This is a genomic window from Sphingomonas sp. 2378 (assembly GCF_038084995.1).
In the GTDB taxonomy this organism is placed as follows: Bacteria; Pseudomonadota; Alphaproteobacteria; order Sphingomonadales; family Sphingomonadaceae; genus Sphingomonas.
Genome location: NZ_JAXCMJ010000025.1, coordinates 1 through 25,249, shown reverse-complemented (window position 1 = coordinate 25,249; position 25,249 = coordinate 1). Strand labels below are relative to the sequence as shown.

The 25,249-nt window shown below is 65.4% G+C and carries 22 protein-coding genes; 14 read left to right on the top strand and 8 right to left on the bottom strand.

The genetic code is table 11. The annotated features are described in order from the left end of the window. The first annotated feature begins 14 nt into the window (after positions 1-14). From SM191_RS12730 to SM191_RS12715, 4 genes are read left to right on the top strand one after another with little or no spacing between them, the layout of a single operon-like run. Positions 15-1,274: a heavy-metal-associated domain-containing protein gene (locus tag SM191_RS12730; protein ID WP_341506519.1), complete on the top strand. Its 1,260-nt coding sequence runs from the start codon at positions 15-17 to the stop codon at positions 1,272-1,274. Then, a complete protein-coding gene (locus SM191_RS12725; RefSeq protein WP_341506518.1) occupies positions 1,271-1,879 on the top strand; it encodes an HdaA/DnaA family protein in 609 nt (202 codons plus the stop codon). Before SM191_RS12730 ends, SM191_RS12725 begins: the two co-directional genes overlap by 4 nt. A gap of 17 nt (positions 1,880-1,896) precedes the next feature. Further along, entirely contained in the window at positions 1,897-4,065 is a 2,169-nt protein-coding gene (locus tag SM191_RS12720; protein ID WP_373461771.1) for an RNA degradosome polyphosphate kinase, read from the top strand. Between the two features lie 17 nt (positions 4,066-4,082). Next, entirely contained in the window at positions 4,083-5,555 is a 1,473-nt protein-coding gene (locus SM191_RS12715; RefSeq protein ID WP_341506517.1) for a Ppx/GppA family phosphatase, read from the top strand. On the opposite strand, the gene SM191_RS12710 is transcribed toward SM191_RS12715, so the two are convergent. Then, positions 5,542-5,829, bottom strand: coding sequence for an I78 family peptidase inhibitor (locus tag SM191_RS12710; protein ID WP_341506516.1), 288 nt, complete (start codon positions 5,827-5,829; stop codon positions 5,542-5,544). The two genes, SM191_RS12715 and SM191_RS12710, sit on opposite strands and share 14 nt — an antisense overlap. Continuing rightward, positions 5,826-7,004, bottom strand: a complete 1,179-nt coding sequence (rnd, locus tag SM191_RS12705; protein WP_341506553.1) for a ribonuclease D — start codon at positions 7,002-7,004, stop codon at positions 5,826-5,828. The genes SM191_RS12710 and rnd overlap by 4 nt, the downstream gene beginning before the upstream one ends. Before the next feature lie 137 nt (positions 7,005-7,141). On the opposite strand from rnd, the gene aspS reads away from it, so the two are divergent. Next, positions 7,142-8,998, top strand: coding sequence for an aspartate--tRNA ligase (aspS, locus tag SM191_RS12700; RefSeq protein WP_341506515.1), 1,857 nt, complete (start codon positions 7,142-7,144; stop codon positions 8,996-8,998). On the opposite strand, the gene SM191_RS12695 is transcribed toward aspS, so the two are convergent. Further along, positions 8,973-9,623, bottom strand: a complete 651-nt coding sequence (locus SM191_RS12695) for a carbonic anhydrase (protein WP_267433383.1) — start codon at positions 9,621-9,623, stop codon at positions 8,973-8,975. The two genes, aspS and SM191_RS12695, sit on opposite strands and share 26 nt — an antisense overlap. Positions 9,624-9,777: 154 nt before the next feature. On the opposite strand from SM191_RS12695, the gene lipA reads away from it, so the two are divergent. Together lipA and SM191_RS12685 are read left to right on the top strand one after the other, a co-directional pair. Next, a complete protein-coding gene (gene lipA / locus SM191_RS12690; protein ID WP_230480649.1) occupies positions 9,778-10,701 on the top strand; it encodes a lipoyl synthase in 924 nt (307 codons plus the stop codon). Further along, positions 10,701-11,159 (top strand): type II toxin-antitoxin system RatA family toxin, encoded by a 459-nt coding sequence (locus tag SM191_RS12685; RefSeq protein ID WP_341506514.1) that lies wholly within the window; start codon positions 10,701-10,703, stop codon positions 11,157-11,159. Before lipA ends, SM191_RS12685 begins: the two co-directional genes overlap by 1 nt. On the opposite strand, the gene SM191_RS12680 is transcribed toward SM191_RS12685, so the two are convergent. The 3 genes from SM191_RS12680 to SM191_RS12670 are packed head-to-tail and all read right to left on the bottom strand — an operon-like array spanning position 11,120 to position 13,319. Next, complete coding sequence (locus tag SM191_RS12680) at positions 11,120-11,620, bottom strand: CinA family protein (RefSeq protein ID WP_267433381.1); 501 nt, start codon at positions 11,618-11,620, stop codon at positions 11,120-11,122. The two genes, SM191_RS12685 and SM191_RS12680, sit on opposite strands and share 40 nt — an antisense overlap. Further along, positions 11,620-12,150 (bottom strand): hypothetical protein, encoded by a 531-nt coding sequence (locus SM191_RS12675; protein ID WP_341506513.1) that lies wholly within the window; start codon positions 12,148-12,150, stop codon positions 11,620-11,622. Before SM191_RS12675 ends, SM191_RS12680 begins: the two co-directional genes overlap by 1 nt. Continuing rightward, positions 12,147-13,319, bottom strand: coding sequence for a bifunctional 2-C-methyl-D-erythritol 4-phosphate cytidylyltransferase/2-C-methyl-D-erythritol 2,4-cyclodiphosphate synthase (locus SM191_RS12670; protein WP_341506512.1), 1,173 nt, complete (start codon positions 13,317-13,319; stop codon positions 12,147-12,149). Before SM191_RS12670 ends, SM191_RS12675 begins: the two co-directional genes overlap by 4 nt. Before the next feature lie 91 nt (positions 13,320-13,410). Here SM191_RS12670 and dusB point away from each other — a divergent pair, with 91 nt between their 5' ends. The 7 genes from dusB to hflX all read left to right on the top strand — a co-directional run bounded on the left by dusB (position 13,411) and on the right by hflX (position 22,518). Beyond that, positions 13,411-14,415, top strand: a complete 1,005-nt coding sequence (dusB, locus tag SM191_RS12665; RefSeq protein WP_445949854.1) for a tRNA dihydrouridine synthase DusB — start codon at positions 13,411-13,413, stop codon at positions 14,413-14,415. Beyond that, positions 14,399-15,466 carry a two-component system sensor histidine kinase NtrB gene (locus SM191_RS12660; RefSeq protein ID WP_341506510.1) on the top strand — a complete coding sequence of 356 codons (1,068 nt, stop codon included), beginning with the start codon at positions 14,399-14,401 and terminating at the stop codon, positions 15,464-15,466. The genes dusB and SM191_RS12660 overlap by 17 nt, the downstream gene beginning before the upstream one ends. Next, on the top strand, positions 15,463-16,905 hold the full coding sequence (gene ntrC, locus SM191_RS12655) for a nitrogen regulation protein NR(I) (protein ID WP_341506509.1): 1,443 nt from the start codon (positions 15,463-15,465) through the stop codon (positions 16,903-16,905). Before SM191_RS12660 ends, ntrC begins: the two co-directional genes overlap by 4 nt. Positions 16,906-16,966: 61 nt before the next feature. Next, complete coding sequence (locus tag SM191_RS12650) at positions 16,967-19,213, top strand: sensor histidine kinase NtrY-like (RefSeq protein WP_341506508.1); 2,247 nt, start codon at positions 16,967-16,969, stop codon at positions 19,211-19,213. Positions 19,214-19,219: 6 nt separating this feature from the next. Next, complete coding sequence (gene ntrX, locus SM191_RS12645; protein WP_267433375.1) at positions 19,220-20,596, top strand: nitrogen assimilation response regulator NtrX; 1,377 nt, start codon at positions 19,220-19,222, stop codon at positions 20,594-20,596. A gap of 30 nt (positions 20,597-20,626) precedes the next feature. Then, positions 20,627-21,229, top strand: coding sequence for an RNA chaperone Hfq (hfq, locus tag SM191_RS12640; protein WP_341506507.1), 603 nt, complete (start codon positions 20,627-20,629; stop codon positions 21,227-21,229). Continuing rightward, positions 21,226-22,518, top strand: coding sequence for a GTPase HflX (hflX, locus tag SM191_RS12635; RefSeq protein ID WP_341506506.1), 1,293 nt, complete (start codon positions 21,226-21,228; stop codon positions 22,516-22,518). Before hfq ends, hflX begins: the two co-directional genes overlap by 4 nt. Here the strand turns inward: hflX and mazG are convergent. Continuing rightward, complete coding sequence (gene mazG / locus SM191_RS12630) at positions 22,499-23,215, bottom strand: nucleoside triphosphate pyrophosphohydrolase (RefSeq protein ID WP_341506552.1); 717 nt, start codon at positions 23,213-23,215, stop codon at positions 22,499-22,501. The two genes, hflX and mazG, sit on opposite strands and share 20 nt — an antisense overlap. Positions 23,216-24,295: 1,080 nt before the next feature. Further along, positions 24,296-25,249: S8 family serine peptidase (locus SM191_RS12625; RefSeq protein ID WP_341506505.1), on the bottom strand; the 954-nt coding region annotated here is incomplete at its 5' end.

Sequence of the window (25,249 nt, the reverse complement as noted above, 5' to 3'; positions counted from 1 at the left end):
GCCAAAAGGCCGCGATGCGTTTGCGATTGCCCTCCATGATGTTCGGTCTGGCCGCTCTTGCCGGCCTAGGCGTCGGGGGCGGTGCCGTGCTTGCCCAGATCGAGGGGCAGGCGCGCGGCGTCACCCCGATCGACAGTGGCGGCGCCTATGAGGTGACCGGCGTGTCCGTCGACGTGTCGGGCAAGACGGCGGAGGCCGCGCGTCTGGGCGGCTGGCGGATCGCGCAGCGCAAGGCGTGGGCCGTACTGGCGCAGCGGCTGGGGCGTGGCGGCGTCGGCGCGTCCGATGGCCTGCTCGATTCGCTGGTCAGCGGCATCGTCGTCGAGAATGAGCAGATCGGCCCGAATCGCTATGTCGCGCGGCTGGGCGTGCTGTTCGATCGGGTGCGGGCGGCGGGCGTGCTGGGCGTGTCCGCCTATGCCGACCGGTCGCCGCCGATGCTGGTCCTGCCGCTTCAGGTGTCGGGCGGCACGCCGCAGATGTTCGAGGCGCGGACGCCCTGGCAACAGGCCTGGGCGCGTTTCCGCACCGGCAACAGTTCGATCGACTATATCCGGCCATCGGGCACGGGTTCGGACCCGCTGCTGCTGAATGCCGGGCAAATCGGGCGGCGGTCGCGCGGCTGGTGGCGGACGATCCTCGACCAATATGGTGCGTCCGACATCCTGATCCCCGTCGTTCATCTCTATCGCCAATGGCCCGGTGGCCCGGTGATCGGCGTGTTCGAGGCGCGGCATGGACCCGACAATGCCCTAATCGACACGGTGACGCTGCGGGTCGGGAGCACGGACGCGATCAACCAGTTGCTCGATACCGGCGTGGCCCGCCTGGACGGCATCTATCAGCGCGCCCTGGCCAGCGGGATGCTGCATCCCGACGCGACGCTGAACCCGCCGCCCAAGCCCGAGGAAACGGTGATCGACGACACGTCGCCGGGCGAGGAACCGATTTCGGGCCTGGATGCGGTCATCGGCTCGACGGGTGCGGGGATCGCCGTCACGCTGCAATATGACGCGCCCAGCGCCAGTGCGGTGGCGAACGCAGAAAGTCTTGTCCGCTCCATTCCCGGCGTCGTGCGCGCAGGCACGACCAGCCTGGCGCTGGGTGGCGTATCGCTGATGGCCGTCACCTATGACGGTGATCCCGAGCAGCTTCGTCGTGCGCTGGAACAACGCGGATTGCAGGTGTCCGGCTCGGGCACGACCTTGCGCATCCGGCGCGCGGCTCAGGTGCCCGCGCCCGCGCTCCCTTCGGATAATGCGATTACCGGATGAACCAGATGGCGTTGCCGCTGCAATGGCCGGCGGACCCCCGATCAGATGCGTTTCTGCTGACCGATTCGAACCGGATGGCGGCCAGGATGCTCGACCAGTGGGAGGCGTGGCCGACCATGGCCGCGATCCTGACCGGGCCGCGCAAGTCGGGCCGGTCGCTGCTCGCCCGCATCTTCGCCGCGCGCAGCGGTGGCACGATCATAGACGATGCCGAACGCATGCCGGAGGTGCAGATCTTCCACGCCTGGAACAATGCCCAGGCGGAGCGTCGGCCGCTGCTGATCGTCGCGGACGCGCCGCCGCCCCGCTGGCAGGTCAAGCTGCCCGACCTTCGCTCGCGCCTCGCCAACAGCAGCCTGGCCGAGATCGCCGCGCCCGACGACGAGCTTGTCGCGGCGCTGTTCGAGCTGCTGTTCCAGCGGCGCGGGCTGGATGCCCGTCCCGATCTGATCGAGTGGCTGACGCTGCGGATCGAGCGTAGTCACCTTTCTGTCATCCGAGCAGTGGATATGCTGGATCAGGGGGCGATGGAACGGCGTGCGCGCTTGTCCATTCCCCTTGCACGATCCACCCTGACTGCGGCTGGCCTGATCGCCGAGCCGTAAGCCGCAAGCGAGCAAAGATGACCCGTCCAGCCCATATCGCGCAAATGTCCGAACCGGACGACGACCATTTCGCGGCTGAGCCGAACGGGCGGTATTTCAACCGCGAACTCTCCTGGCTGGCGTTCAACCGCCGCGTGCTGGAGGAAGCGTGCAACAGCGCGCATCCGTTGCTGGAGCGTCTGCGGTTCCTGTCGATCTCCGGATCGAATCTGGACGAATTCTTCATGGTCCGCGTCGCGGGGCTGAAGGGACAGCAGGCGCAAGACGTCGAGCAGCGCTCGGTCGACGGACTGACCCCGGCGCAACAGTTGAGCGGTATCGTCGCCGAGGCGGATCGCCTGATGGCCAGCCAGCAGGAAGTATGGGGGGACCTGCGCGTCTTGTTGGACGAGGCGGGGATCTTCGTCCTGCGGCGTGACGCGATCGACCAGGAAGCCAGCGCCTGGCTGGAAACCCATGTCCGGGAGCAGATCTTCCCGATCCTGACGCCCCAGGCGCTCGATCCGGCTCACCCCTTTCCGTTCATTCCCAACAAGGGTCTGTCGATGATCTTCGACCTGACCCGCGTGTCGGACAAGGCGCCGATTCGCGAGTTGGTGATGATCCCCGCGACGATGCCGCGCTTCGTCCGCTTGCCGGGAGAGGGCGCGCGCTATGTCGCGATCGAGACGATCCTGCGGCGCTTCTCCGGGCTGCTGTTCCCCGGCTATGTCGTCAACGGTGCCGCGACCTTCCGCGTGCTGCGCGACAGCGATATCGAGATCGAGGAAGAGGCCGAGGATCTGGTCCGTTACTTCGTCAATGCGATCAAGCGGCGTCGGCGCGGTCGGGTGATCCGGCTGGAGCTGGAGACGGGCATGCCGGACGAGTTGGCCGATGTGCTGCGTGACGAACTGGGCGGGGCCGACGCGATCATCACCGAGAGCGGCAATCTGCTGGGCATCGGCGACCTCGACATGCTGGTCGACGAGAACCGGCCTGACCTGAAATTCCCGCCCTATGCGCCGCGCTTTCCCGAGCGAATCCGCGAATTTGCGGGCGATTGCTTCGCCGCGATCAAGGCTAAGGACATCGTCGTCCACCACCCGTACGAGACGTTCGAGGTGGTCATAGCCTTTCTGAAGCAGGCCGCCGCCGATCCCGATGTGGTGGCGATCAAGCAGACGCTCTATCGCGCGGGCAAGCAGTCGGCGGTGATCAACGCGCTGATCGCCGCTGCCGAGGCGGGCAAGTCGGTCACCGCCATCGTGGAACTGAAGGCGCGGTTCGACGAAGAGCAGAATCTCTACTGGGCCTCCGCCCTGGAACGCGCGGGCGTACAGGTCGTCTATGGCTTCATCGACTGGAAGACCCATGCGAAGGTGTCGATGGTGGTGCGGCGCGAAGGGAACGACTTCCGCACCTATTGCCACTTCGGCACCGGCAATTATCACCCGATTACCGCGCGCATCTACACCGATATCAGCTTCTTCACCGCGGACCCGCTCATCGGGCGCGATGCGGCGCAGATGTTCAACTATATCACCGGCTATGTCGAACCGGCGGCCATGAACCGGGTGAGCCTGTCACCGCGTGACCTGCGCCACAATTTGATGGCCTTGATCGATGCCGAGATCGCCCATGCCCGCGCCGGTCGTTCCGGTAGCCTGTGGGCGAAGGTCAACTCGCTGGTCGACCCGCAGGTCATCGAAAAGCTCTATGAGGCGAGCGGTGCGGGGGTGGAGATCGACCTGATCGTACGCGGCATCTGCTGCCTGCGCCCCGGCGTTCCCGGCATGTCCGAAAATATCCGGGTCAAGTCGGTCGTCGGCCGCTTCCTGGAGCATAGCCGCATCTGGGCGTTCGGCGACGGAAAACCACTGCCGCATGACGCGGCCAAGGTCTTCATCTCCTCCGCCGACTGGATGCCGCGCAATTTCGACCGGCGGGTCGAATATATGCTGCCCATCCTGAACCCGACCGTCCATGACCAGATATTGGACCAGGTGATGGTCGCCAATCTGCTGGACAATGAACAGAGCTGGGAACTGGAGCCGGACGGCAGCTATGTCCGCGAAGAGCCGGGCGACCAGCGTCCCTTCAACCTGCATCGGTATTTCATGACCAATCCTTCCCTATCCGGGCGCGGCGCCGCGCTCGACACCAGCAAGGCGGTGCCGACCCTGTCGCTCCGGCGGCAACGTTGACGCGGCTTCGCTGATCGATGGCGGAACCTCGCGCGCCGCGTACGGCGATCATCGACATCGGGTCCAACTCGGTCCGTCTGGTCGTCTATCAGGGACCGGCACGGCTGCCCGCGATCCTGTTCAACGAGAAGGTGATGGCCGGGCTGGGACGCGGTCTGGCCGCCACTGGGGCGATCGATCCCGCCGCCCTGGCCAAGGCGCAGGTGGCCTTGGCGCGCTTCGCCATGCTGGCGCGGGAAATGGGGGTGACGAGCCTTCGCACCGTGGCGACGGCGGCCGTGCGCGATGCGGCCAACGGCGGCGAGTTGATCGCCTGTGCCGAGTCGCTGGGGCTAGAAGTCGAACTGCTGTCGGGCGAGCAGGAGGCCAAGGCGGCGGGCGAGGGCGTCTTGTCGGCCATTCCCGACGCGGACGGCATTGTCGGCGATCTCGGTGGCGGCAGCCTTGAACTGGTTCGCGTTCGGGAAGGGGATGTCGAGGATCGCGTATCCTTCCCGTTGGGCGTGTTGCGCATTCCTGCCTTACGCGAACGCGGCGGCAAGGCGTTCGAGCGGCACATCGCCCGGCTGATCGAGGATGCGGGTTGGGAAGGCCGGGGCAGGGGGCTGCCCTTCTATATGGTCGGCGGCTCGTGGCGCGCGCTGGCGCGGCTGGACATGACGCTGGCCGATTATCCCCTGCCGGTGCTTCATCATTACGAACTGACGCCGGTCGATATCCTGCGTCTGTCGCGGACCATTCCGCATCTCGGCAAGGCGCGCCTGCGTGAAGTGCAGGGCCTGTCGTCCAGTCGCGCCGCCACGCTGGGCGATGCGACCGCGCTGCTCAGCGTGTTGCTCAAGCATCTGGGGAGCAGCACCACGGTCGTCTCCGCCTTCGGTCTGCGGGAAGGGTTGTTGTTCGGCGCGCTCGACGCCCGGACACGTTCGCTCGATCCGCTGATCGTCGCGGCGCGGGAGGAGGGGCGGTTGCTGGGCCGCTTCCCCGAGCATGGCGATCTGCTCGACGGCTGGATCGCGCCCTTGTTCGAGGAGGAAGCGGCGGCCGATGCCCGGCTTCGTCATGCCGCCTGTCTGCTCGCCGATGTCGGCTGGCGTGCCAATCCCGAATTTCGGGCAGAACGCGGCGTGGAGATCGCCCTGCACGGCAATTGGGTGGGGATCGACGCGACCGGGCGCGCCATGCTCGCACAGGCGCTTCACACCAGTCTGGGTGGCGGGCTGGCCGTGCCCTTGCCGTTGACGGAACTGGCGACCCCGGCACAGTTGAAACAGGCGACGAACTGGGGCCTGGCGATGCGGCTGGGTCAACGGCTGAGCGGCGGTCTGGCCGGGCCATTGGAGCGCACCGGGCTGGTCATGGGCGACACGACGCTCGCGCTCGCCATGGGGGATGAGGATCGGGGCTTTTATGGCGAAGCGGTCGAGCGCCGCCACGCCGCATTGGCCACGGCCTTGGGAAGGACGGCGGAGCGGATCAACCGCACCTGAAGCGGATGATCCGACCCTGTGCGTCGGTCTCGACGTTCAGCCGGTCGGGTCGGAAGTCCATCGTGACGATCGTGTCGGGCGCGATGACCCGCAAAGTGCGCGCGCCGGAGGTCTTCATGACCTGATCCCGCATCGATTCGGCCCAGACCTTGCCGACGAGCCTGGCAACCTTGCCATCGCCACAGCCCGAATTGTCCGTCATCGTTTCCGTCTTCGGGGTAGGGACACAAGCGGCGAGGCCGAGCGAAACGGCAAGGGCGGCGATGCGCATCATGATTCTTCCTCCGCGGTGCGGACCATCTTCAACTTGCCGCCCTTGACGACGAAGCCGGTCCGCCCCTCGACCAGATCGAGCGCATCGCGGCCGAACTGCTCGAATCGCCAGCCCTCCAGGACCGAAAGGCCGCTGCGAACCCCCGCCGCGAGCATTTCCAGATCGTCGGCGCGCGCCAGAAGGCGCGGCGCCACATCGATGTCCCGCGCGCGGATTTTTAGCAGCAGCTTGAGCAGATCGGCGACCAGTGCACCCTCACGCCCCATGCCCGGCTTGCGATCGTCGCGCGCGGGCAGTTCGTCGGCGCCCAGCGGCGCGGCACTTTCCAGCGCATCCATCAGGCGACCGCCGATATCGTTGCTCGCCCATGTCGCCGACAACCCGCGCACCTTCGCCAGATCGGCCTGCTTGCGCGGCGGATGGCCCGCCAGATCGGCCAGCGTCTCGTCCTTGACGATACGGCCGCGCGGCAGGTCCTTGGCCTGCGCCTCCAACTCGCGCCAACGGGCCAGCGCCTTCAGGCGGCCCAGCATGTCCGGCTTGCGGCCCGATACGCGCACCCGCTTCCAGGCGCAGTCGGGATCATTGGCATAGTGCGACGGATCGGCGAGCCGCTCCATTTCCTGATCCAGCCATGCCCCGCGCCCGGTCTTGCGCAGCCGCTCCAGCATCTTGGGAAAGATCGCCGACAAATGCGTCACGTCGCCGATCGCATAATCGACCTGGCGCTGGTCGAGCGGGCGGCGTGACCAGTCGGTGAAGCGTGCCCCCTTGTCGACCTGGATACCCAGCCAGCTGTCGACCAAGTTGGAATAGCCGATCTGTTCGCCTTGCCCCAGCGCCATCGCCGCGATCTGCGTGTCGAACAGCGGGTGAGGGGTCTTGCCGGTCAGGTTATAGATGATCTCGATATCCTGCCCACCGGCATGAAAGACCTTGAGCACCGCGTCATTGTTGACCAGCAAGTCGAGCAGCGGCGTCATGTCGAGCCCCGGCGCCTTGGGATCGATCGCCGCGGCCTCCTCGGTATCGGCGATCTGGATCAGGCAGAGCTCGGGCCAATAGGTGCTCTCGCGCATGAATTCGGTATCGACCATGACATAGTCGGCTTGCGACAGGCGGGCACAGAGATTGGCGAGCGTGGCGCTGTCGGTAATCAACGGATGAACGTGCATCGCCTGCACATAGCCCGGCCCGCGCGGGTTGACAAAGAGGAACGCGTGGGCGGCCCATTCGGGCACATTGGGATTGACAAAAGGGGGGTAGGCGGGGAAGCGGCTGGGCTTTCCCAGACGTTCAGAGAATGTTCGCCATGCACGCCTATCGTACTCATAACTGTGCCGCGCTGACGGCCGAAGCCGTGGGCCAGACGGTCCGCCTGTCCGGCTGGGTCCATCGCAAGCGCGATCATGGCGGCGTGCTGTTCGTCGACCTGCGCGACCATTACGGCATCACCCAGATCGTCGCTGACAGCGACACGCCCGCGCTCGCCATCCTGGAGAGCGTTCGGGTCGAGTCGGTCGTGACGATCGACGGCGTGGTCAAGGCGCGCTCGGCGGGGACCGTGAACCCCAACCTCGCGACGGGCGAGATCGAAGTGTTCGCGCGCGGCGCGACCGTCCTTTCCGCTGCCGAGGAACTGCCGATGCCGGTGGCGGGCGAGCAGGAATATCCCGAGGATATCCGCCTCCGTTACCGCTTCCTCGACCTGCGTCGCGAGACGCTGCACGCCAATATCGTGCGCCGGACTCAGGTGATTTCCGACATGCGGCGTCGCATGGAGACGGCGGGCTTCACTGAATATTCGACCCCGATCCTCACCGCTTCCTCGCCCGAGGGTGCGCGCGACTTTTTGGTGCCAAGCCGCATCCATCCGGGCAAGTTTTACGCGCTGCCCCAGGCGCCGCAGCAATATAAGCAGTTGCTGATGGTCGCGGGCTTCGACCGCTATTTCCAGATCGCGCCCTGCTTCCGCGACGAAGACCCGCGCGCCGACCGTCTGCCGGGCGAATTCTACCAGCTCGACCTGGAGATGAGCTTCGTCACCCAGGAAGAGGTGTGGGAGACGATGGAGCCGGTGATCGGCGGCATCTTCGAGAAGTTCGCCGACGGTCGTACCGTCACCCCGATCGGCCAGTTCCCGCGCATCCCCTATTCGGAATCGATGCTGAAATACGGCAACGACAAGCCCGACCTGCGCAATCCGCTGATCATCACCGATGTCACCGAGCATTTCACCAGCTCGGGCTTCGGGCTGTTCGAGAAGATCGTCGGCTCGGGCGGCGTGGTCCGCGCGATCCCGGCGCCGGGTACCGCCGAGAAGAGCCGCAAGTTCTTCGACGAGATGAACGAATGGGCTCGTGCCGAGGGCCATGCGGGACTTGGCTATGTCACCCGCAAGGGCGGCGAGTTCGGTGGCCCGATCGCCAAGAACCACGGCACCGAGGGGATGGAGGCGATCTATGCCGCGCTAGGCCTTGGTCCCGATGATGGCCTGTTCTTTGCGGCGGGCAAGGTCGAGGCGGCCACCAAGCTGGCAGGGCTCGCGCGCACCCGCGTTGCCGAGCAGCTCGGCCTGATCGAAGAAGGCGCGTTCCGTCTGTGCTGGATCGTCGACTTCCCCTTCTACGAATGGGACGAGGACGAGAAGAAGGTCGAGTTTGCGCACAACCCGTTCTCGATGCCGCAGGGCGGAATGGAGGCGCTCAACTCCGCCGATCCGCTGTCGCTCAAGGCGTACCAATATGACCTGGTCTGCAACGGTTTCGAGATCGCCTCGGGTTCGATCCGCAACCAGTCGCCCGAACTGATGGTCGCGGCGTTCGAGAAGGTCGGCCTGTCCAAGGCGGATGTCGAGGAGCGCTTCGGCGGCCTCTACCGCGCCTTCCAGTACGGCGCGCCGCCGCACGGCGGCATGGCGGCGGGTGTCGATCGTATCGTCATGCTGATCTGCGGCGCTCAGAACCTGCGCGAAATTTCGCTGTTCCCGATGAACCAGCGCGCGGAAGACCTGCTGATGGGCGCCCCGAGCCTGCCCAGCACCAAGCAGATGCGTGAATTGTCGCTCCGCTCGACCGCCGAGCCGAAAAAGGATGTGGATCTTTTTGGTGTGGGGGCCGGCCCCGCCCCCCCCCCCGACTCCCTTAAGCCGCGGCCAGCGCCGGCGTAGCGGGCTTGAACTCGCCCTGCTCGTCCATGATGTGCAGCACGCCGTCGGCGATCGCGAAATAAGCGCCGCGCAGGGTCAGCTTGCCCGCTTCCTCGCGACTGGTGACGAAGGGGAAGGTGCGCAGGTTGGCGATCGACGTGCGGACCGACTCCAGTTCCATCTCGCGCATCGCATCGGGACCGTCGCCATGCTTGGCGATGACCTTTTCGCGGGCACCGTCGAGCAGGCTCACCCAGTCGGAAACGAAGCCGCCTTCACCCTGCGGGGCGTGGGCGAAACCTTGCGTCAGCGCTGCCTTGCAGCCGCCGCACGCGCCATGGCCCATGACGACGACGTCGGTTACTTCGAGTTGCGTCACCGCGAATTCCAGCGCCGCCGACACGCCGTGATGACCACCGCCCGTCTCGAACGGCGGCACGAGGTTGGCGACGTTGCGCACGACGAAGATTTCGCCGGGCAGCGTGTCGAAAATCTGGGCCGGATCGACGCGGCTGTCGGAGCAGGCGATCACCATCACCTTGGGGCTCTGGCCTTCCTTCAATTCGGCCCAGCGGTCGCGCTGGCGACGCCAATCGGAAGTCCGAAAGCGCTGATAGCCATCCACGAGGTCGTTAAAGTCGGTCATTGCTCTCTCTTATCCAGTTCAGGAAATCATGCTCTAGCAGGCGAACCCGAGCGTGGCCGTTTCGGTTCCATATCAAATTGTGTCTGTCGCGCGATACCCTGGACGCGCATCGCAGGCATTGTGTCCGGCGGGGACCATCGCTATTTCGCGGGGCATGAACGAGTTGACACCGTTGGTCGCGCCGGTGCGCGCGCGCAAGCCGGACTGGATCCGCGTCAAGGCTCCGACCAGCGCCGGGTTCGCCGCCACGCGCGAGCTGATGCGGGCCAAGAGCCTGACGACCGTCTGCGAGGAAGCGGCCTGCCCGAACATCGGGGAATGCTGGTCGAAGAAGCATGCGACCGTCATGATCCTGGGCGACACCTGCACCCGCGCCTGCGCGTTCTGCAACGTGAAGACCGGCATGCCGCGCAAGGTCGATGCGATGGAGCCGCAGAATGTGGCGGATGCCGCCGCACAGATGGGGCTCAATCATATCGTCGTCACCTCGGTCGACCGCGACGACCTTCCCGATGGCGGCGCGTCGCAGTTCGTGAAGGTGATCGAGGCGCTGCGCCGCACCACGCCGAACACGACGATCGAAATCCTGACGCCCGACTTCCGCAACAAGGCGCAGGCGGCGATCGAGTCGATCGTCGAGGCGCGGCCTGACGTCTACAACCATAATCTGGAAACCGTTCCCCGGCTCTATCCGACGATCCGGCCGGGCGCGCGCTATTATGCGTCGCTGCGCCTGCTGGAGAGCGTGAAGCGCCATGATCCGTCGATCTTCACCAAGTCGGGCGTGATGCTGGGCCTGGGCGAAGAGCGCCTGGAAGTGCATCAGGTGATGGACGACATGCGCTCGGCCGACATCGATTTCCTGACCATGGGCCAGTATCTCCAGCCGACGCCGCGCCATGCCAAGGTCGCCGAGTTCGTCACGCCCAAGGCGTTCGACGCCTATGCCTCGATCGCGCGCGCCAAGGGCTTTTTGCTGGTCGCCAGCTCGCCGCTGACGCGTTCCAGCTATCATGCGGGCGACGATTTCGAGCGGCTGCGGGCAGCGCGCGAGGCGAAGCTGGCAGCCAAGCGCTGATGCCCAAGCATAGCGAGACACGGCATCTGCCCTACACGCCGGAGCAGATGTTCGATCTGGTCGCCGATGTGGCGCGCTATCCGGAGTTCCTGCCCTGGGTTTCCGCGATGCGCGTCCGATCGGACTCGGATAGCGAGACGGTGGCCGACATGATCGTCGGCTTCAAGGGGCTGCGCGAGACCTTCACCAGCCGCGTGACCAAGACCCGCCCCGAATCGATCGACGTCGACTATCTCGACGGGCCGCTCAAATATCTGCGCAACAACTGGCGTTTCCGGCCCGAGGAACAGGGGTGCGCGGTCGACTTCACCGTCGACTTCGCGTTTAAGAACCGGGTGTTCGAGATGCTGGCGGGGCAGGTGTTCGGCACCGCGCTCCGCCGCATGATCGGCGCGTTCGAGGATCGCGCCGCCAAGCTTTACGGCAGCAGCAACTCCAGCGCCAACAGCGCCGCCTGAAGCCGGATCGCGCCGCGCCCGATATCACCGAATTCGTGGCGCTCGGCCTTCACATCCTCGGGGTCGCCATCGCGTAGCGCACGGGCGAAGACGACGGTACCGACCGGCTTTTTCGCCGTACCGCCGCCGGGGCCCGCCACGCCCGTGATAGCCACCGCCACATCAGCCTCGCTGGCCGCCAGCGCGCCCTGCGCCATGCCCCAGGCGGTCGCCGTCGATACCGCCCCGAACGTCTCGATCACCTCGGGATTGACCTTGAGCATCGCGATCTTGGCCTGGTTCGAATAGGTGACGAAACCCGCCTCGACCACATCGGACGATCCCGGAATTTCCGTCAGTGCGGCGGACACCAGCCCGCCGGTGCAGCTTTCGGCCAAGGCGACGCGGCGACCCGCCGCGCGGTTCTCGGTCACGACCCGTTCGGCCAGAGCGATCAATTCGCGGGGCAGCAGCACGTCCATCAGCGGTTCCCGTTCATGCAAAGCGGCAGATCGGGCACGGCGACCTGCCGCCCTCGTGCCTTTTCTGTCTTGAGATATTGCAGCGCGGTCACGACGACCGACGCCATGTTGCGCGGGGGCAGGGGGGCCAACTGCGTCACCAGCCGGTCGATCGTCCCGCAATCCTCCAGCCCGATCCGCCCGACGATGAACGGCACCAGCAGCGAGGTCAGCAACGGACGGGCATAATCCGACTGCAACAGCGTATCGATCGCCGGGTCCGACAGTTTGACGATCGCGGCGCGGGCGGCAGGCCAGGCCTGATCCGCCGCGCTCTCATATTTGGCGATCAGCGTACCGCCACCCCGGATCAGGCTAGTGGCGGGCAGTCGTGCTCCGCATACCCGACCGGTTTCGCGCAATATGTCGGGCATGGCGACCAGCGTCATCGCCTCCGCCTCGGGCGCGGTGATGCAGGAGCGGGCCTGAGCGCTCGCGATCTCCGGAGCGATCAATGCCGCAAGCGCGACGATCAGACTCAGGCGCTTCATGCGGGCATTCCCCCGGGGAGGCGCACGGTGGCGATCGCCTGCGCCGCGATGCCTTCGCCGCGTCCGGTAAAGCCCAGGCGTTCGGTCGTCGTGGCCTTCAGGCTGACCCGGCTCCGCTCGATGTTCAGCAGGCCGGCGATCCGTTCGACCATGGCGGCGCGGTGAGGGCCGATCTTGGGCGCTTCGCAGATGATGGTCAGGTCGACGAAATCGATCCGCCCGCCCTTATCGGCGATCAGCTTGGCGGCATGTTGCAGGAACTGGCCCGACTCGGCCCCCTTCCATTGCGGATCGCTCGGCGGAAAATGGGTGCCGATGTCGCCCGCCGCGATCGTGCCGAGCAGCGCGTCGGTCAGCGCATGGAGCGCGACATCGGCATCGCTATGTCCCGACAGCCCCTGATGATGCGGGATCAGCACGCCGCCCAGCCAGAGTTCCTCGCCATCTTCCAGACGGTGAACGTCGAAACCCATCGCGGTCCGGGTTTCCCATGCCAGTCGCATATCAGCGCCGGCCAAGTCGTCGGGATAGGTGATTTTCTCGAGCATGGCATCGCCCTGCACCAAAGCGACGCGCCCGCCAAGCCGTCGCACCATCTGCGCATCGTCGGTCGCCTCGGCATCGGCGGGCCATGCAGCATGGGCGGCGATGACCGATTGCAGGTGAAAGCCCTGCGGGGTCTGCACCCGGACGACGCCGTTACGCGGTACGGTTTCGCCCAGATGGACGCCGTCCGGCCGCAGGCTTTCCCGCGCCAGCGTATCCGCGACCGGCAGCACCGGCATCGCGCCATCGGCCGTTTCCAGCCCAGCCAGAACGCGGTCGATCACGTCGTGCGAGAGGCAGGGGCGAGCGGCGTCGTGGATCAGCACCTTCTCGACCCCGGCGAGAGCGAGTTGCCGCAAACCGTTCGCCACCGATTCGCGGCGGCTGGCCCCACCGGCCTCGCACCAGGCGCTTGGCAGAAGGTTGCGCACCGTCTCCAACTGATCCGCCGCGACCATGGTCAGCACGGGGCCAATCGCGGGATGTGCGGCAAAGGCGGCATGGCTCCATGCCAGCATCGGACGGCCGCCCAGATCGCGAAACTGTTTCGGTATGCCGCCGCCCATCCGACTGCCGCCACCCGCCGCGACGATCAATGCGGCGATCTTTCCATTCTCGCTCATAAGGCCGCGACCTAGCGGCTTTTCGCCCGTACCGCCAATCTTGCCTCGTGGTGCATGTTCGCGTAGAGGGACTGCTTATTTTTCAGGCAGTATGATGCGTAATCTCGCCCCCATTCAGGTCGGTCCGGTGACGATCGACAGCCCCGTCGTTCTGGCGCCGATGACCGGCGTCACCGACATGCCGTTTCGCACGCTGGTCCGCCGCTATGGTTCGGGCTTGAACGTGACCGAGATGATCGCCAGTCAGGCCGCCATCCGCGAGACGCGTCAATCGATCCAGAAGGCCGCATGGCATCCGCTGGAGGAGCCGGTGTCGATGCAGCTGGTCGGCTGCACGCCCTATGAAATGGGTGAGGCGGCCAGGCTGAACGCCGATCGCGGCGCGGCGATCATCGACATCAATATGGGCTGTCCGGTGCGCAAGGTCGTCAACGGCGATGCGGGCTCGGCTTTGATGCGCGACCTGAAACTGGCGGCGGAGATCATTCGTGCGACGGTGGAGGCGGTGGATGTGCCGGTGACGCTGAAAATGCGGATGGGCTGGTGCCATGACAGCCTGAACGCCCCCGAATTGTCGCGCATCGCCGAGGATATCGGCGTGAAAATGATCACCGTCCATGGTCGCACCCGCAACCAGATGTACAAGGGGCAGGCGGACTGGGCCTTCATCCGCCAGGTGAAGGATGCGGTATCCATCCCCGTCATCGCCAATGGCGACATCTGTTCGGTGGACGATGCCGACATGGCGCTGGACCAGTCGGGCGCGGACGGTGTGATGATCGGGCGTGGCGCCTATGGTCGCCCTTGGCTGTTGGGGCAGGTCATGCACTGGTTCGCAACCGGCGAACGTCGCGAGGATCCGCCGCTGGGCGAACAATATCGTGTCGTTGCCGAACATTATGACGCGATGCTTGACCATTATGGTACCGAGACGGGCGTCAACATGGCCCGCAAGCATATCGGCTGGTACACACGCGGGCTTCACGGCTCCGCCGAGTTCCGCAACAAGGTCAATCAGGAAGCCAGTGCCGACCGCGTCAAGTCGATGCTGTACGACTTCTACATGCCGCAGATCGAGCTTGCAGCCGCGGCCTGATACGACGCGCCATGGCCGACCGGGTTTCGCGGCATTGTTCGCCGCCCTGCCGGTCGCGGTCGTGGTCGTCGATCCAGAGGATCGGATCGCCCATGCCAACGGGCTTGCCGAACAGCTGTTGAACCTGTCCGAGCGGTTGATGATCGGACAGCCGCTGGCGGCGATCCTGCCCCCGCCCGATGCGCCTCGCAGTCGCGACGGGCATGGCTTCGCCGTGTACGACACGGTCATCGCGACACCGCGCGGCCACAAGATCCGGGTCGATTTTGTCGAAGCGCAAATTCCCGATCATACGGGCTGGCGAGCGATCACCCTGCACAGTGCGGGCCAGTCACGCCGTCTGGCCCATGCCTCGGAACGCAGCGCCGGGGCGCGGGCCGCCATAGGCGCCGCCGCGATGCTCGCGCACGAGATCAAGAACCCACTGTCCGGCATTCGGGGCGCTGCGCAACTCCTGAACGGTGGCGAGTTGACCACGCTGATCACGACCGAGGTGGACCGCATCGCCGCGCTCATCGATCGGATGCAGGATTTCAGCGATACCCGGCCCTTGCCGCTGGCATCGGAGAATATCTATCCGCTGCTCGCCCATGCGCGGGGGGTGGCGCTGGCCGGTTTCGCGCGTGGTATCCAGATCGAGGAGCGGTTCGACCCTTCGTTGCCGCCCGCACGGATCAATCGCGACGCCTTGCTTCAGATCGTCATCAACCTGTTGAAGAACGCGCGCGAAGCGGTTCGGTCCGTGCGCAACCCCCGGATCATCCTGACGACCGCCTATCGTCATGGCATGTCGGTCAGCACGGACGATGGACGGACCCGCCTGCCTCTGCCCATCGAAATCTGCGTGATCGACAATGGCCCGGGCGCGCCCCCGGACATCGCGGACCACATGTTCGATCCCTTCGTCTCCAGCCGCCGCGAGGGGCAGGGGCTCGGCCTTGCCCTTGTCGACAAGCTGGTCCGCGACATGAGCGGCATCATTCAATATGCAAGAGAGGGCTCGCCCGAAATGACCGTCCTGCGTCTGTTGCTGCCCCGGGCCGCCGCATGAGCCATGTCCTGGTCGTCGATGACGACGCCGCGATCCGCACCGTGGTCGGGCAGGCGCTGCGCCGCGCGGGGCATGAGGTCACGACGGTGGAGACGCTGGCCCGGCTCGACAAGATGCTGGCGGGCGGCGCGCCGGACATATTGGTGACGGACGTCATCCTGCCCGACGGTGACGGGATCGACCATATCCGAAGCGTCGCCCAGCGTTTTCCAACCCTGCCCATCATCATCCTGTCAGCGCAGAATACCCTGACCACGGCGGTGCGCGCGGCGGAGGTGGGCGCCTATGAATATCTGCCGAAGCCCTTCGACCTCGACGCGCTGACCAATGCGGTGGCGGGGGCGCTGGCGCGGCGGGGGGTGCTGGTCGAGGACGCCTTGCCGGACGACGATCGCGCGCTTCCGCTGATCGGTCGCTCGCAGGCGATGCAAAGCGTGTATCGCATCATCGCGCGCGTGGTCGCGACCGACCTCACCGTGCTGATCTCCGGCGAGTCGGGAACCGGCAAGGAACTGGTCGCGCGGGCGATCCACGATCTGGGCCCGCGCCGCGCGGCCCCGTTCCTGGCGATCAACATGGCCGCGATCCCGCGCGAATTGATCGAGGCCGAGTTGTTCGGCCATGAACGCGGCGCGTTCACCGGCGCGGCACAGCGCAATGCAGGCCGGTTCGAGCAGGCGGCCGGCGGTACCCTGTTCCTCGACGAAATCGGCGACATGCCGATGGAGGCGCAGACCCGGTTGCTGCGGGTCCTCCAGTCGGGCGAGTTCACCACCGTGGGCGGCGCGCGGACGATCCGTACCGATGTCCGCATCGTCGCGGCGACGAACCGCGATCTCGGCCAACAGGTCGTATCCGGCCAGTTCCGCGAAGACCTGTTCTACCGTCTCAACGTCGTCCCCATCGCACTTCCCGCCCTGCGGGAGCGGCGACAGGATATCCCCTTGCTGGCCCGGCATTTCCTGGAGAACGCCGCGTTGCAGGGTCTGCCGAGGCGGCGGATCGACAGTCAGGCGGTCGATGTGCTGGTGGCGCATGACTGGCCCGGCAATGTGCGCGAACTGGAGAATATGATGCGGCGCCTCGCCGTCCTGGCGCGCGACGAGGTGATCGATGCGGAGGCGATCCGCGCCATGATGGGCGAAGCGCGTCAGTCGCCTCATGGTCCGGACGACGCGCATGGCGGCGATCTGGCGGCTGCGGTCCGCAGCTATCTCGCGCGGCTTGCCGTGGAGCGCCCCGCATCGCTGGATGACGGCTCGCTTTATGACCGTATCATCGGCGAGGTCGAACGCCCCTTGATCGAAGCGATGCTGGCGCGACACGGCGGCAATCAGTTGCGAACCGCCCGCGCGATGGGGATCAATCGCAATACCCTGCGCAAACGCCTCGACACACTTCGCATTCCGGTCAGCGGTGATGACGAGTCGGCGGACTGACTAACGAAATTTTTACGAATTGTGGCTTGCAGGTCACGCTTCACGTTGTACGATTGCAACGATGTTGGCGTCCCTGAAGCCTGCCGGTCCCATCGAACCGCCGCGATCCCGCTTCGCGGTGACACCGGCGGTGGAGGTGGCGATCGTCATTGGAGCGATTGCCATCGCCGCCGGAACCTATTGGTTCATCGACCAGCGGCATGACGCTCAGGGTCTGATCGCGCCCCCGGTCATCGCCGGTTTGCTGGCACTCAATCTGGTGCCGGGCATATTGTTGCTGATGTTGCTCGGGCGGCGGGTCGCCATGCGGCGCGCGGCGGAGTCTGCGGTCGGCGGGGGCGGGCGGCTTCATGTCCGACTGGTGGCGATCTTCTCGCTCACTGCCAGCGTACCCATCCTGCTGACCGTCGTGACAGCGTCGGTGATGTTCCAGTCGTCGGCGGAATTCTGGATTTCCGACCGCGCCCGCAAGGCGTTCAGCGACGCGATGGACATCGCCCGCCAGTCGCAGCAGCAGATCATCAACCGCTGGGTCTTTGCCGGGCGCGCCATGTCGCAGGACCTGGGGCGCAACCTGCCGGTGCTGCGCGAGAACCGGCGCGACTTCCACGATTATCTGGTCCAGCAGACGATCGTGCGCGACATGGAGGAGGCGGTCCTCTTCTCCTATGATCCCAAACAGGGCTTCAAATTCTACGACTTCTTCAATCAGCCGACCGATGCGAGCTTCCGAGAGTTGGTGACGCCCGAAATGATGGGCCAGGCCAGCCGGTCGAACCGGCCCGAAGTCGGTATCAACGAACAACGCGTCTGGGTCGTCACGCCCCTGCCGGACAGCAGCGGGATCATGCTCTACGTCGGGACCAGCGTGAACGCCGCGTTCCTGAGCAAGCAGCATTTCGCCGCCGAAGATGTGGTCGAGGGCTATCGCGCGTTGCAGGGCCGGGCCCGGTCTCTCCAGCTGAAGTTCAACATCGCTTTGTTCTTCGTCGCCCTGCTGATCGTCGGGATCGCGGTGTGGATCGCGCTGGCGGTGGCCGATCGACTGGTGCGACCGGTGGGCGAACTGGTCGATGCGGCCCGGCGCATCGCGGGCGGTGACCTGACCGCCCGCGTGCCCGATCCCCGCACCCGCGACGAGGTCGGCACGCTGGCCAATGCGTTCAACCAGATGACCGGCCAGTTGGAACAGCAGAATACCGAACTGGTCACCGCCAACGCCCAGCTCGACAATCGCCGTGCGCTCATCGAGGCGGTGATGGCGGGGGTTTCGGCGGGCGTCGTCGCGATCGGTGCCGATCGCCAGGTCCGCATCGCCAACAACTCCGCCGACATGCTGCTCGGCGTGGAGCCGGGCGGGTTGATCGGCCATCGCCTGATCGAGGTTGCCCCCGAACTGGACGCACTGCTCGACCAGGGGCGGCGGGAGGCGACGGTGCAGGTCGCGCTGCACGGCGACATGCGGACCCTGGCGGTGCGGATCGCGCAGACGGCGGACGGACCGATCCTGACCTTCGACGACATCACGCAGCAATTGCTCGATCAGCGCCGGGCCGCCTGGTCGGATGTCGCACGGCGCATCGCGCATGAGATCAAGAACCCGCTGACCCCCATCCAGTTGGCGGCGGAGAGGCTCCAGCGCCGCTATGGCAAGGTCATCGATCCGCAGGACGAAACCTTCGGCCGCCTGACCGAGACGATCGTCCGTCAGGTTGGCGACCTGCGCCGGATGGTCGACGAATTCTCCTCCTTCGCGCGTATGCCCAAGCCGGTCTTTCGCGAGGAAGCGATCGCGGACATCTGTGCCCAGGCGATGTTCCTCCATGAGGTCGCCCATCCCGAGATCCGCTTCGAAATGGAGCAGGACGAGCCCGCGCCGATGATGGTTTGTGACCGGCGGCAGATGAGCCAGGCGCTGACCAACATCGTCAAGAATGCGGTGGAGGCGATCGAGGCGCGGCCGGACGGGATGAAGGGCGGCCATGTCATGCTGACCGTCGGGCAGCAGGGGGGCATGGTGACGATTACCGTTGCCGACAACGGCGTAGGCCTGCCGCCCGAACGCGACAGGATCATCGAGCCCTATATGACGACGCGCGCGCGCGGCACCGGCCTGGGCCTCGCCATCGTCAACAAGATCATTGCGGAACATGCCGGCACGATCGGCTTTTCCGACAATCCTACCGGCGGCACCATCGTTTCGATGATGTTCGATGCCGGCGCCCTGGCGGCGCTGGATCAGGGTGGCGCCGAACCCGAACTGGCTGAGGAGGGCCAGCTCACCGCTTTGACTCGTACTCGGACGTAAAGAATCATGGCTTTGGACATTCTCGTCGTCGATGACGAACTCGATATCCGCGAACTGGTCGCCGGCGTGCTGGAGGATGAGGGCTATGACGCCCGAGTCGCCGCCGACAGCGATGCCGCGCTGGAGGCTGTGGCCGTGCGGCGACCGTCGCTGGTACTGCTCGACGTCTGGTTGCAGGGCTCGAAGCTCGACGGTCTGGAACTGCTCGATGAGATCAAGCGGCGCGACCCCTCGATCCCTGTGCTGGTCATTTCGGGCCACGGCAACCTCGACACGGCGGTGGCGGCGATCCGGAAAGGGGCCGCGGACTTCATCGAAAAGCCGTTCGAGGCCGAACGCCTGTTGCTGATGGTCGGGCGCGCGACCGAGACCGAGCGGTTGCGGCGCGAGAACGCCTCGCTGCGCGCCAGTGCCGGGCGGGAAACCGATCTCACCGGTTCCTCCAGCGCGATCAACGGCATCCGCGCCACCCTGAAGCGTGTTGCCGCGACCGGAAGCCGCGTGCTGATCATGGGCGCGGCGGGCGTGGGCAAGGAAGTCGCGGCGCGGCTGCTCCACGGCTGGAGCAACCGGTCGAGCGCGCCCTTCGTGGTCGTCAGTGCGGCGCGCATGACGCCCGAGCGCGTCGACGAGGAATTGTTCGGGGTAGAGGAGGGGGGGGACCTCGTCCGCACCGGGCTGCTCGAACAGGCGCATGGCGGCACCTTGTTCCTGGACGAGATCGCGGACATGCCGATCGCGACCCAGGCGCGTATCCTGCGCGTATTGACCGACCAGAGCTTCACGCGCGTCGGCGGTACGCGGGTGGTGAAGGTCGATGTCCGCGTCGTCTCTGCCACGGCGCGCGACCTGACGCAGGAGATCGCCGAGGGCCGGTTCCGCGAGGACCTCTATTATCGCCTCAACGTCGTGCCGGTGACTATCCCTTCGCTGTCCGAACGGCGGGAAGACATCCCGCCGCTGGTCGAGCATTTCATGGCGCATTACGCCACCGAACGCCGCGTCCGCACGCCCGAGATCGCGCCCGATGCGATGGTCGCGATGCAATCCTATGACTGGCCGGGCAATGTCCGCCAGCTTCGCAACGTGGTCGAGCGGACCATCATCCTGGCACCGGGCGACCGCGTCGGCCGCATCGACCTGGACCTGTTGCCCGCCGAAGTGCTGGGCGAGGGGGCCGATATGGGGGGCGGGGGCGCCACCGCCATCATGGGGGCTCCCTTGCGCGAGGCGCGTGAGAGTTGGGAGCGCGAATATCTGCGCGTCCAGATCCGGCGTTTTTCGGGCAATATCTCCCGCACCGCCAGCTTCATCGGGATGGAACGGTCCGCGCTCCACCGCAAGCTGAAGCTGCTGGGGATCAGCGAGACGCGCGACGAGTGACGCAATGGTCATGCGCTCGCCTCTGGACGAATGCCCCTCGAAACCATAGATATTGGCCGCGCCCGGCACACGGGCGCGGTTCCGACGCCGGGAAACGGCGCTATTCGCGGGCACGGACCCGCCAAGAATAAGGGCTCGACCATGGCCGACAAATCAGGTTCGCTTCAGGACCTCTTTCTGAATGCGCTGCGCCGCTCCAAGGCGCCGGTTACCATGTTCCTCGTCAAGGGTGTGAAGCTCCAGGGCATCGTGACCTGGTTCGACAATTTCTCGGTGCTGCTGCGCCGGGACGGACAGTCGCAGCTGATCTACAAGCATGCCATCTCCACCATTATGCCGTCCGGTCCGCTGGACGTGGCCGCGATCGTCGACGGCGTGAACGAACAGCAGCGCAAGAACCCGCTGTTGCAGGAAATCTTTCTCAACGCGGTGCGCAAATCGGAAGACCCCGTCACCATGTTCCTGATCAACGGCGTCATGCTGCAGGGTCAGATTGCGGGCTTCGACCTGTTCTGCATGCTGCTCCAGCGTGAGGGCATGGCGCAGTTGGTCTATAAGCATGCCGTCTCGACCATTCAGCCCGCCCGGCCGCTGAATCTGGCCGAAGAGCAGGCGGGATCGGCCGAGGATTGAGTACCGGTTTCGATCGCGATCGCGGTGAATTCACGCGGGGTGCCCGCACCGTCATCGTCCTGCCGGATCAGGGCGATGCGGCGCGGGATGCCGATGCGCGTCTGGACGAGACCGCTGGCCTGGCCATGGCGATCGGCCTGGATGTGGTCGAGCGCATCGCACTGCGGGTCAGGGCCCCCAAACCCGCGACCCTGATCGGCAGCGGCCAGGTCGAACAGGTCGCCCAGCAGATCCGGATGGAGGAGGCGCAACTCGTCGTGTTCGACGGAGCGCTTACGCCCGTTCAGCAGCGCAATCTCGAAACCGCGCTGGAGGCCAAGGTCATCGACCGAACCGGCTTGATCCTGGAGATTTTCGGTGAGCGCGCCGCGACCGCCGAGGGGCGGTTGCAAGTCGAACTGGCGCATCTGGATTATCAGGCCGGTCGATTGGTTCGTAGCTGGACCCACCTTGAGCGTCAGCGCGGCGGTTTCGGCTTCCTGGGCGGCCCCGGCGAAACGCAGATCGAGGCCGACCGCCGGATGATCCGCGACCGCATGGCGCGCCTGCGTCGCGAATTGGATCAAGTCAGCCGGACGCGGGGCCTCCACCGCGATCGGCGTCAGCGCGCACCTTGGCCGATCATCGCGCTGGTCGGCTATACCAACGCCGGAAAATCGACACTTTTCAATCGCCTGACTGGCGCTCATGTCATGGCGAAAGACCTGTTGTTCGCGACGCTCGACCCGACCTTGCGGCAGATCCAGTTGCCGGGCATCGATAAGGCGATCCTGTCGGACACGGTGGGCTTCGTTTCCGACCTGCCGACCCAGTTGGTCGCCGCGTTCAAGGCGACGCTGGAAGAGGTGGTGTCCGCAGACCTGCTGATCCATGTCCGCGATATCGCGCATCCCGATAACGAAGCCCAGCGAGCGGATGTCGAGGCGGTGCTAACCGAGATCGGTGTCGATCCCGAAACCCCGCGCTTCGAGGCGTGGAACAAGATGGATCTCGTCGAAGGCGATCTGCGAGACGACCTCCTCGCGGAGGCCGAGCGGCGTTCCAACATCGTTGCCGTATCGGCGATGACGGGGGAGGGCATCGATGGCCTGATCGAGCAGGTTGCGCAGGCGCTGACCTCCGGCCACCGCCGCTACCGCGTGACGCTCGACGCAGGCGACGGGGCGGGGGCGGCATGGCTGCATGCCCATGGCGAAGTGCTGGATCAGGCGATCGAGGGCGAACAGGCGGTTTATGACGTTCGCCTGTCGCCGCCCGATTATGACCGGTTCACCCGTCGCGGCGCTTGACCCTCTGCCACAGGGCTTCCTTGCCTTCCAGGTCGAGCGCCGCAAAGCCTTCGCCGGCCTCCTGCTCCATTGCACGAAAGCGACGCTCGAACTTGAGGTTGCCGTTACGCAACGCCGCCTCGGCGTCGATGCCATGGTGGCGCGCCCAGTTGACCACGGCGAACAGCAGATCGCCAAATTCCTCTTCGAGCGTCTCCGGCGGCGCTTCGGCGATTTCCTGCAATTCCTCGTCGATCTTGGCGCGCGCGCCATGCGGATCGGGCCAGTCGAAGCCGACCCTGGCGGCACGGTTTTGCAGCTTCTCGGCCCGCATGAGCGCAGGTAGGCCGAGCGCCACACCGTCGAGCGTACCGCTCGCCGCCTTGGCGCGTCGCTCCTCGGCCTTGATCTGCTCCCAAAGATGATGACCGCCTTCGGCGACGTCGCCGAAGATATGCGGATGGCGTCGCTCCATCTTGTCGCTGATCGCGGTCACGACATCCGGGAAGGAGAAATGGCCGAGGTCGGCGGCGATCTGGGCATGGAAGACGACTTGCAGGAGCAGATCGCCGAGTTCGTCCTTCAAGTCCGCCATGTCGCCACGCGCAATCGCGTCCGCGACTTCATGTGCTTCCTCGATCGTATAGGGCGCGATGCTCTCGAAGCTCTGGGCAACGTCCCATTCGCAGCCCGTTTGGGGGTCGCGCAGGCGCTTCATGATAGTCAGCAGGCGATCCACCGGACCTTACTCCTTGTTCCCGCAATTTAGAAAAGACATAATCGTCGCCAGATAGAAATGACACCGTCTGGTAGCAGCGGGGGCAGCGTGGAGCCATCCAAGCAGCGCAGCGCTGCCCCCGCTGATGCTCACGCCGGTTTTCAGACGACCCGCCCTTTCCCGAAACTCCATGTCCGATGGCGCATTTCGGGAAAAGGCAATCGGGAACAGATTTCGGGAAATTCGTCTTGGAAGCGCGCGGCCCAGACGGTCGGTGGCCCGGAATCTCACCCGACCTTCCCATTTGGGAAGGGAGCGAGAACACCTTGCAGCCGTCACATCTATGAGTGACGATACGTGAATGCACACACCTTGCGCTCGCCGATGCCATGCAGTCCTCATTCTCGGCTCAATAGCTGCGTTGGCAGCGTGCAACATGGTCGAATGGCAGAGTGGTACACGAACGCCAGTGACGGCGGGCGGCACCAGTATGATGTTCATTCCGCAGAAAAATGGATCGGTGAGCGCGGTTCCCGTAAGTGCAGGTTCGCCAGTACAACGCGTTCAGCCGACCTCTGCGCGAAACCCATCATGCGAAGGCCAAGACCTAAATTGGCCGACAAAGCCTCATAGCGCCGAACCGGTAATAGATGTCATCGTTGTAAAGGCGAGAGGTACATTTGTTTATAACGGAGAAATTGTCGATATTGACCGGTTATCGGACCATCTGCATCTCAAGTCTCAAATGTCCGCGTCACCAACCGTGCTTCTTAGGCATGACCCCGGCGCAACCTGTTCGAACGTCACCGCCATACGTAATTTGATGCGTCGCACGTTGGATTGCGCGTCTGGCAAGTGTGTCGAAGGATCGACGTGGAGCTGGGTTCCTGATGAAGGCTTCAACGGCTTTGATGGGGGGCGTTAGCAGCAGTATTTAGCGCCTGCACCGCGCGGGATGTGCAAGACTGCTCGCATTCTCGAAACTCGATCGATTTCGAGAACGCCTGCGCCGTCTCGCGACCCGTTCGTTGATGGGAAAGTAAACGCCGATTGCCTCGATTATGTGCGCCGGCAGGATTTTCATTCAGTTGGTGGTAGAGCGGCGAAGGTCGCAGCAACGTTGAGGATCCCGTTACCGAATACGGCATCGGGCCCCGGGGTCCCGGCGTCCGTGGCGTTAGCGAGCAGCAATGTGACGATCTGGGCTCCAGTCAGATTCGGCCGTGCTTGTGCAACCAGTGCCACCGCGCCACTTATCGCAGCGGCGGCCGGTGAAGTGCCACTGTCGCGGGCAAGAGCCCCGCTTCTATCAGTCATAACGACGTCCCGTGACAATGCCGTCAGGTACCAAGCGGCGGAAGGACCGCTCCCGGCCCGGTTCGCCAGCTGATAGTCGAAAGCTCCAGACACATCGTGACCGCCTGCGATGATGACCCATCCCGGAGCAGCCTCCGCGAATGACCGCGAAAGGAGAAGCGGCTGGCGTGCATCCCCACCATTGTTGCCTGCGCTGATCACCGTGACGATGCCGGCAGCCGCCGCGCGGCGGACGGCTGCGATGAGGGTCTCGTGCGTCACGTCCGCGGTCGCCGAGATGTTGATGACCCGGACCTTCGCATTGATGGCCGCATCGATCGCGCGGATGAGCAACTCGGCTGAGGCCGGGCAATCGGTGGCGGAACGACAGGTCGCCGGGTCCGAAGCGTTCAGAGACACGAGCATTGCTTCGGGAGCGACGCCATGCATGCCGCGGCCGTCACGTGCCGCCAGCGCCACGGACGCCATCAGCGTGCCGTGACCACTGGAATCGGTCAGACCGCGCGTCCCGGCCATGTCGGCGCTGGCAGGATCGATCCGGCCGCTGAATTCGGACAGACCTGGGGTGATGCCTGTGTCGATGATCGCGATCTTGACGCCGCGACCGGTCACGCCCGCACGATAGGCGGCGTCGGCGTTCGCTGCTGCGGCGGAGTTCGATTGCTGATCCTCGATCTGTTGGGCGGTGAGGGGTGCCGAAGACGAGGGGGTGGGGGT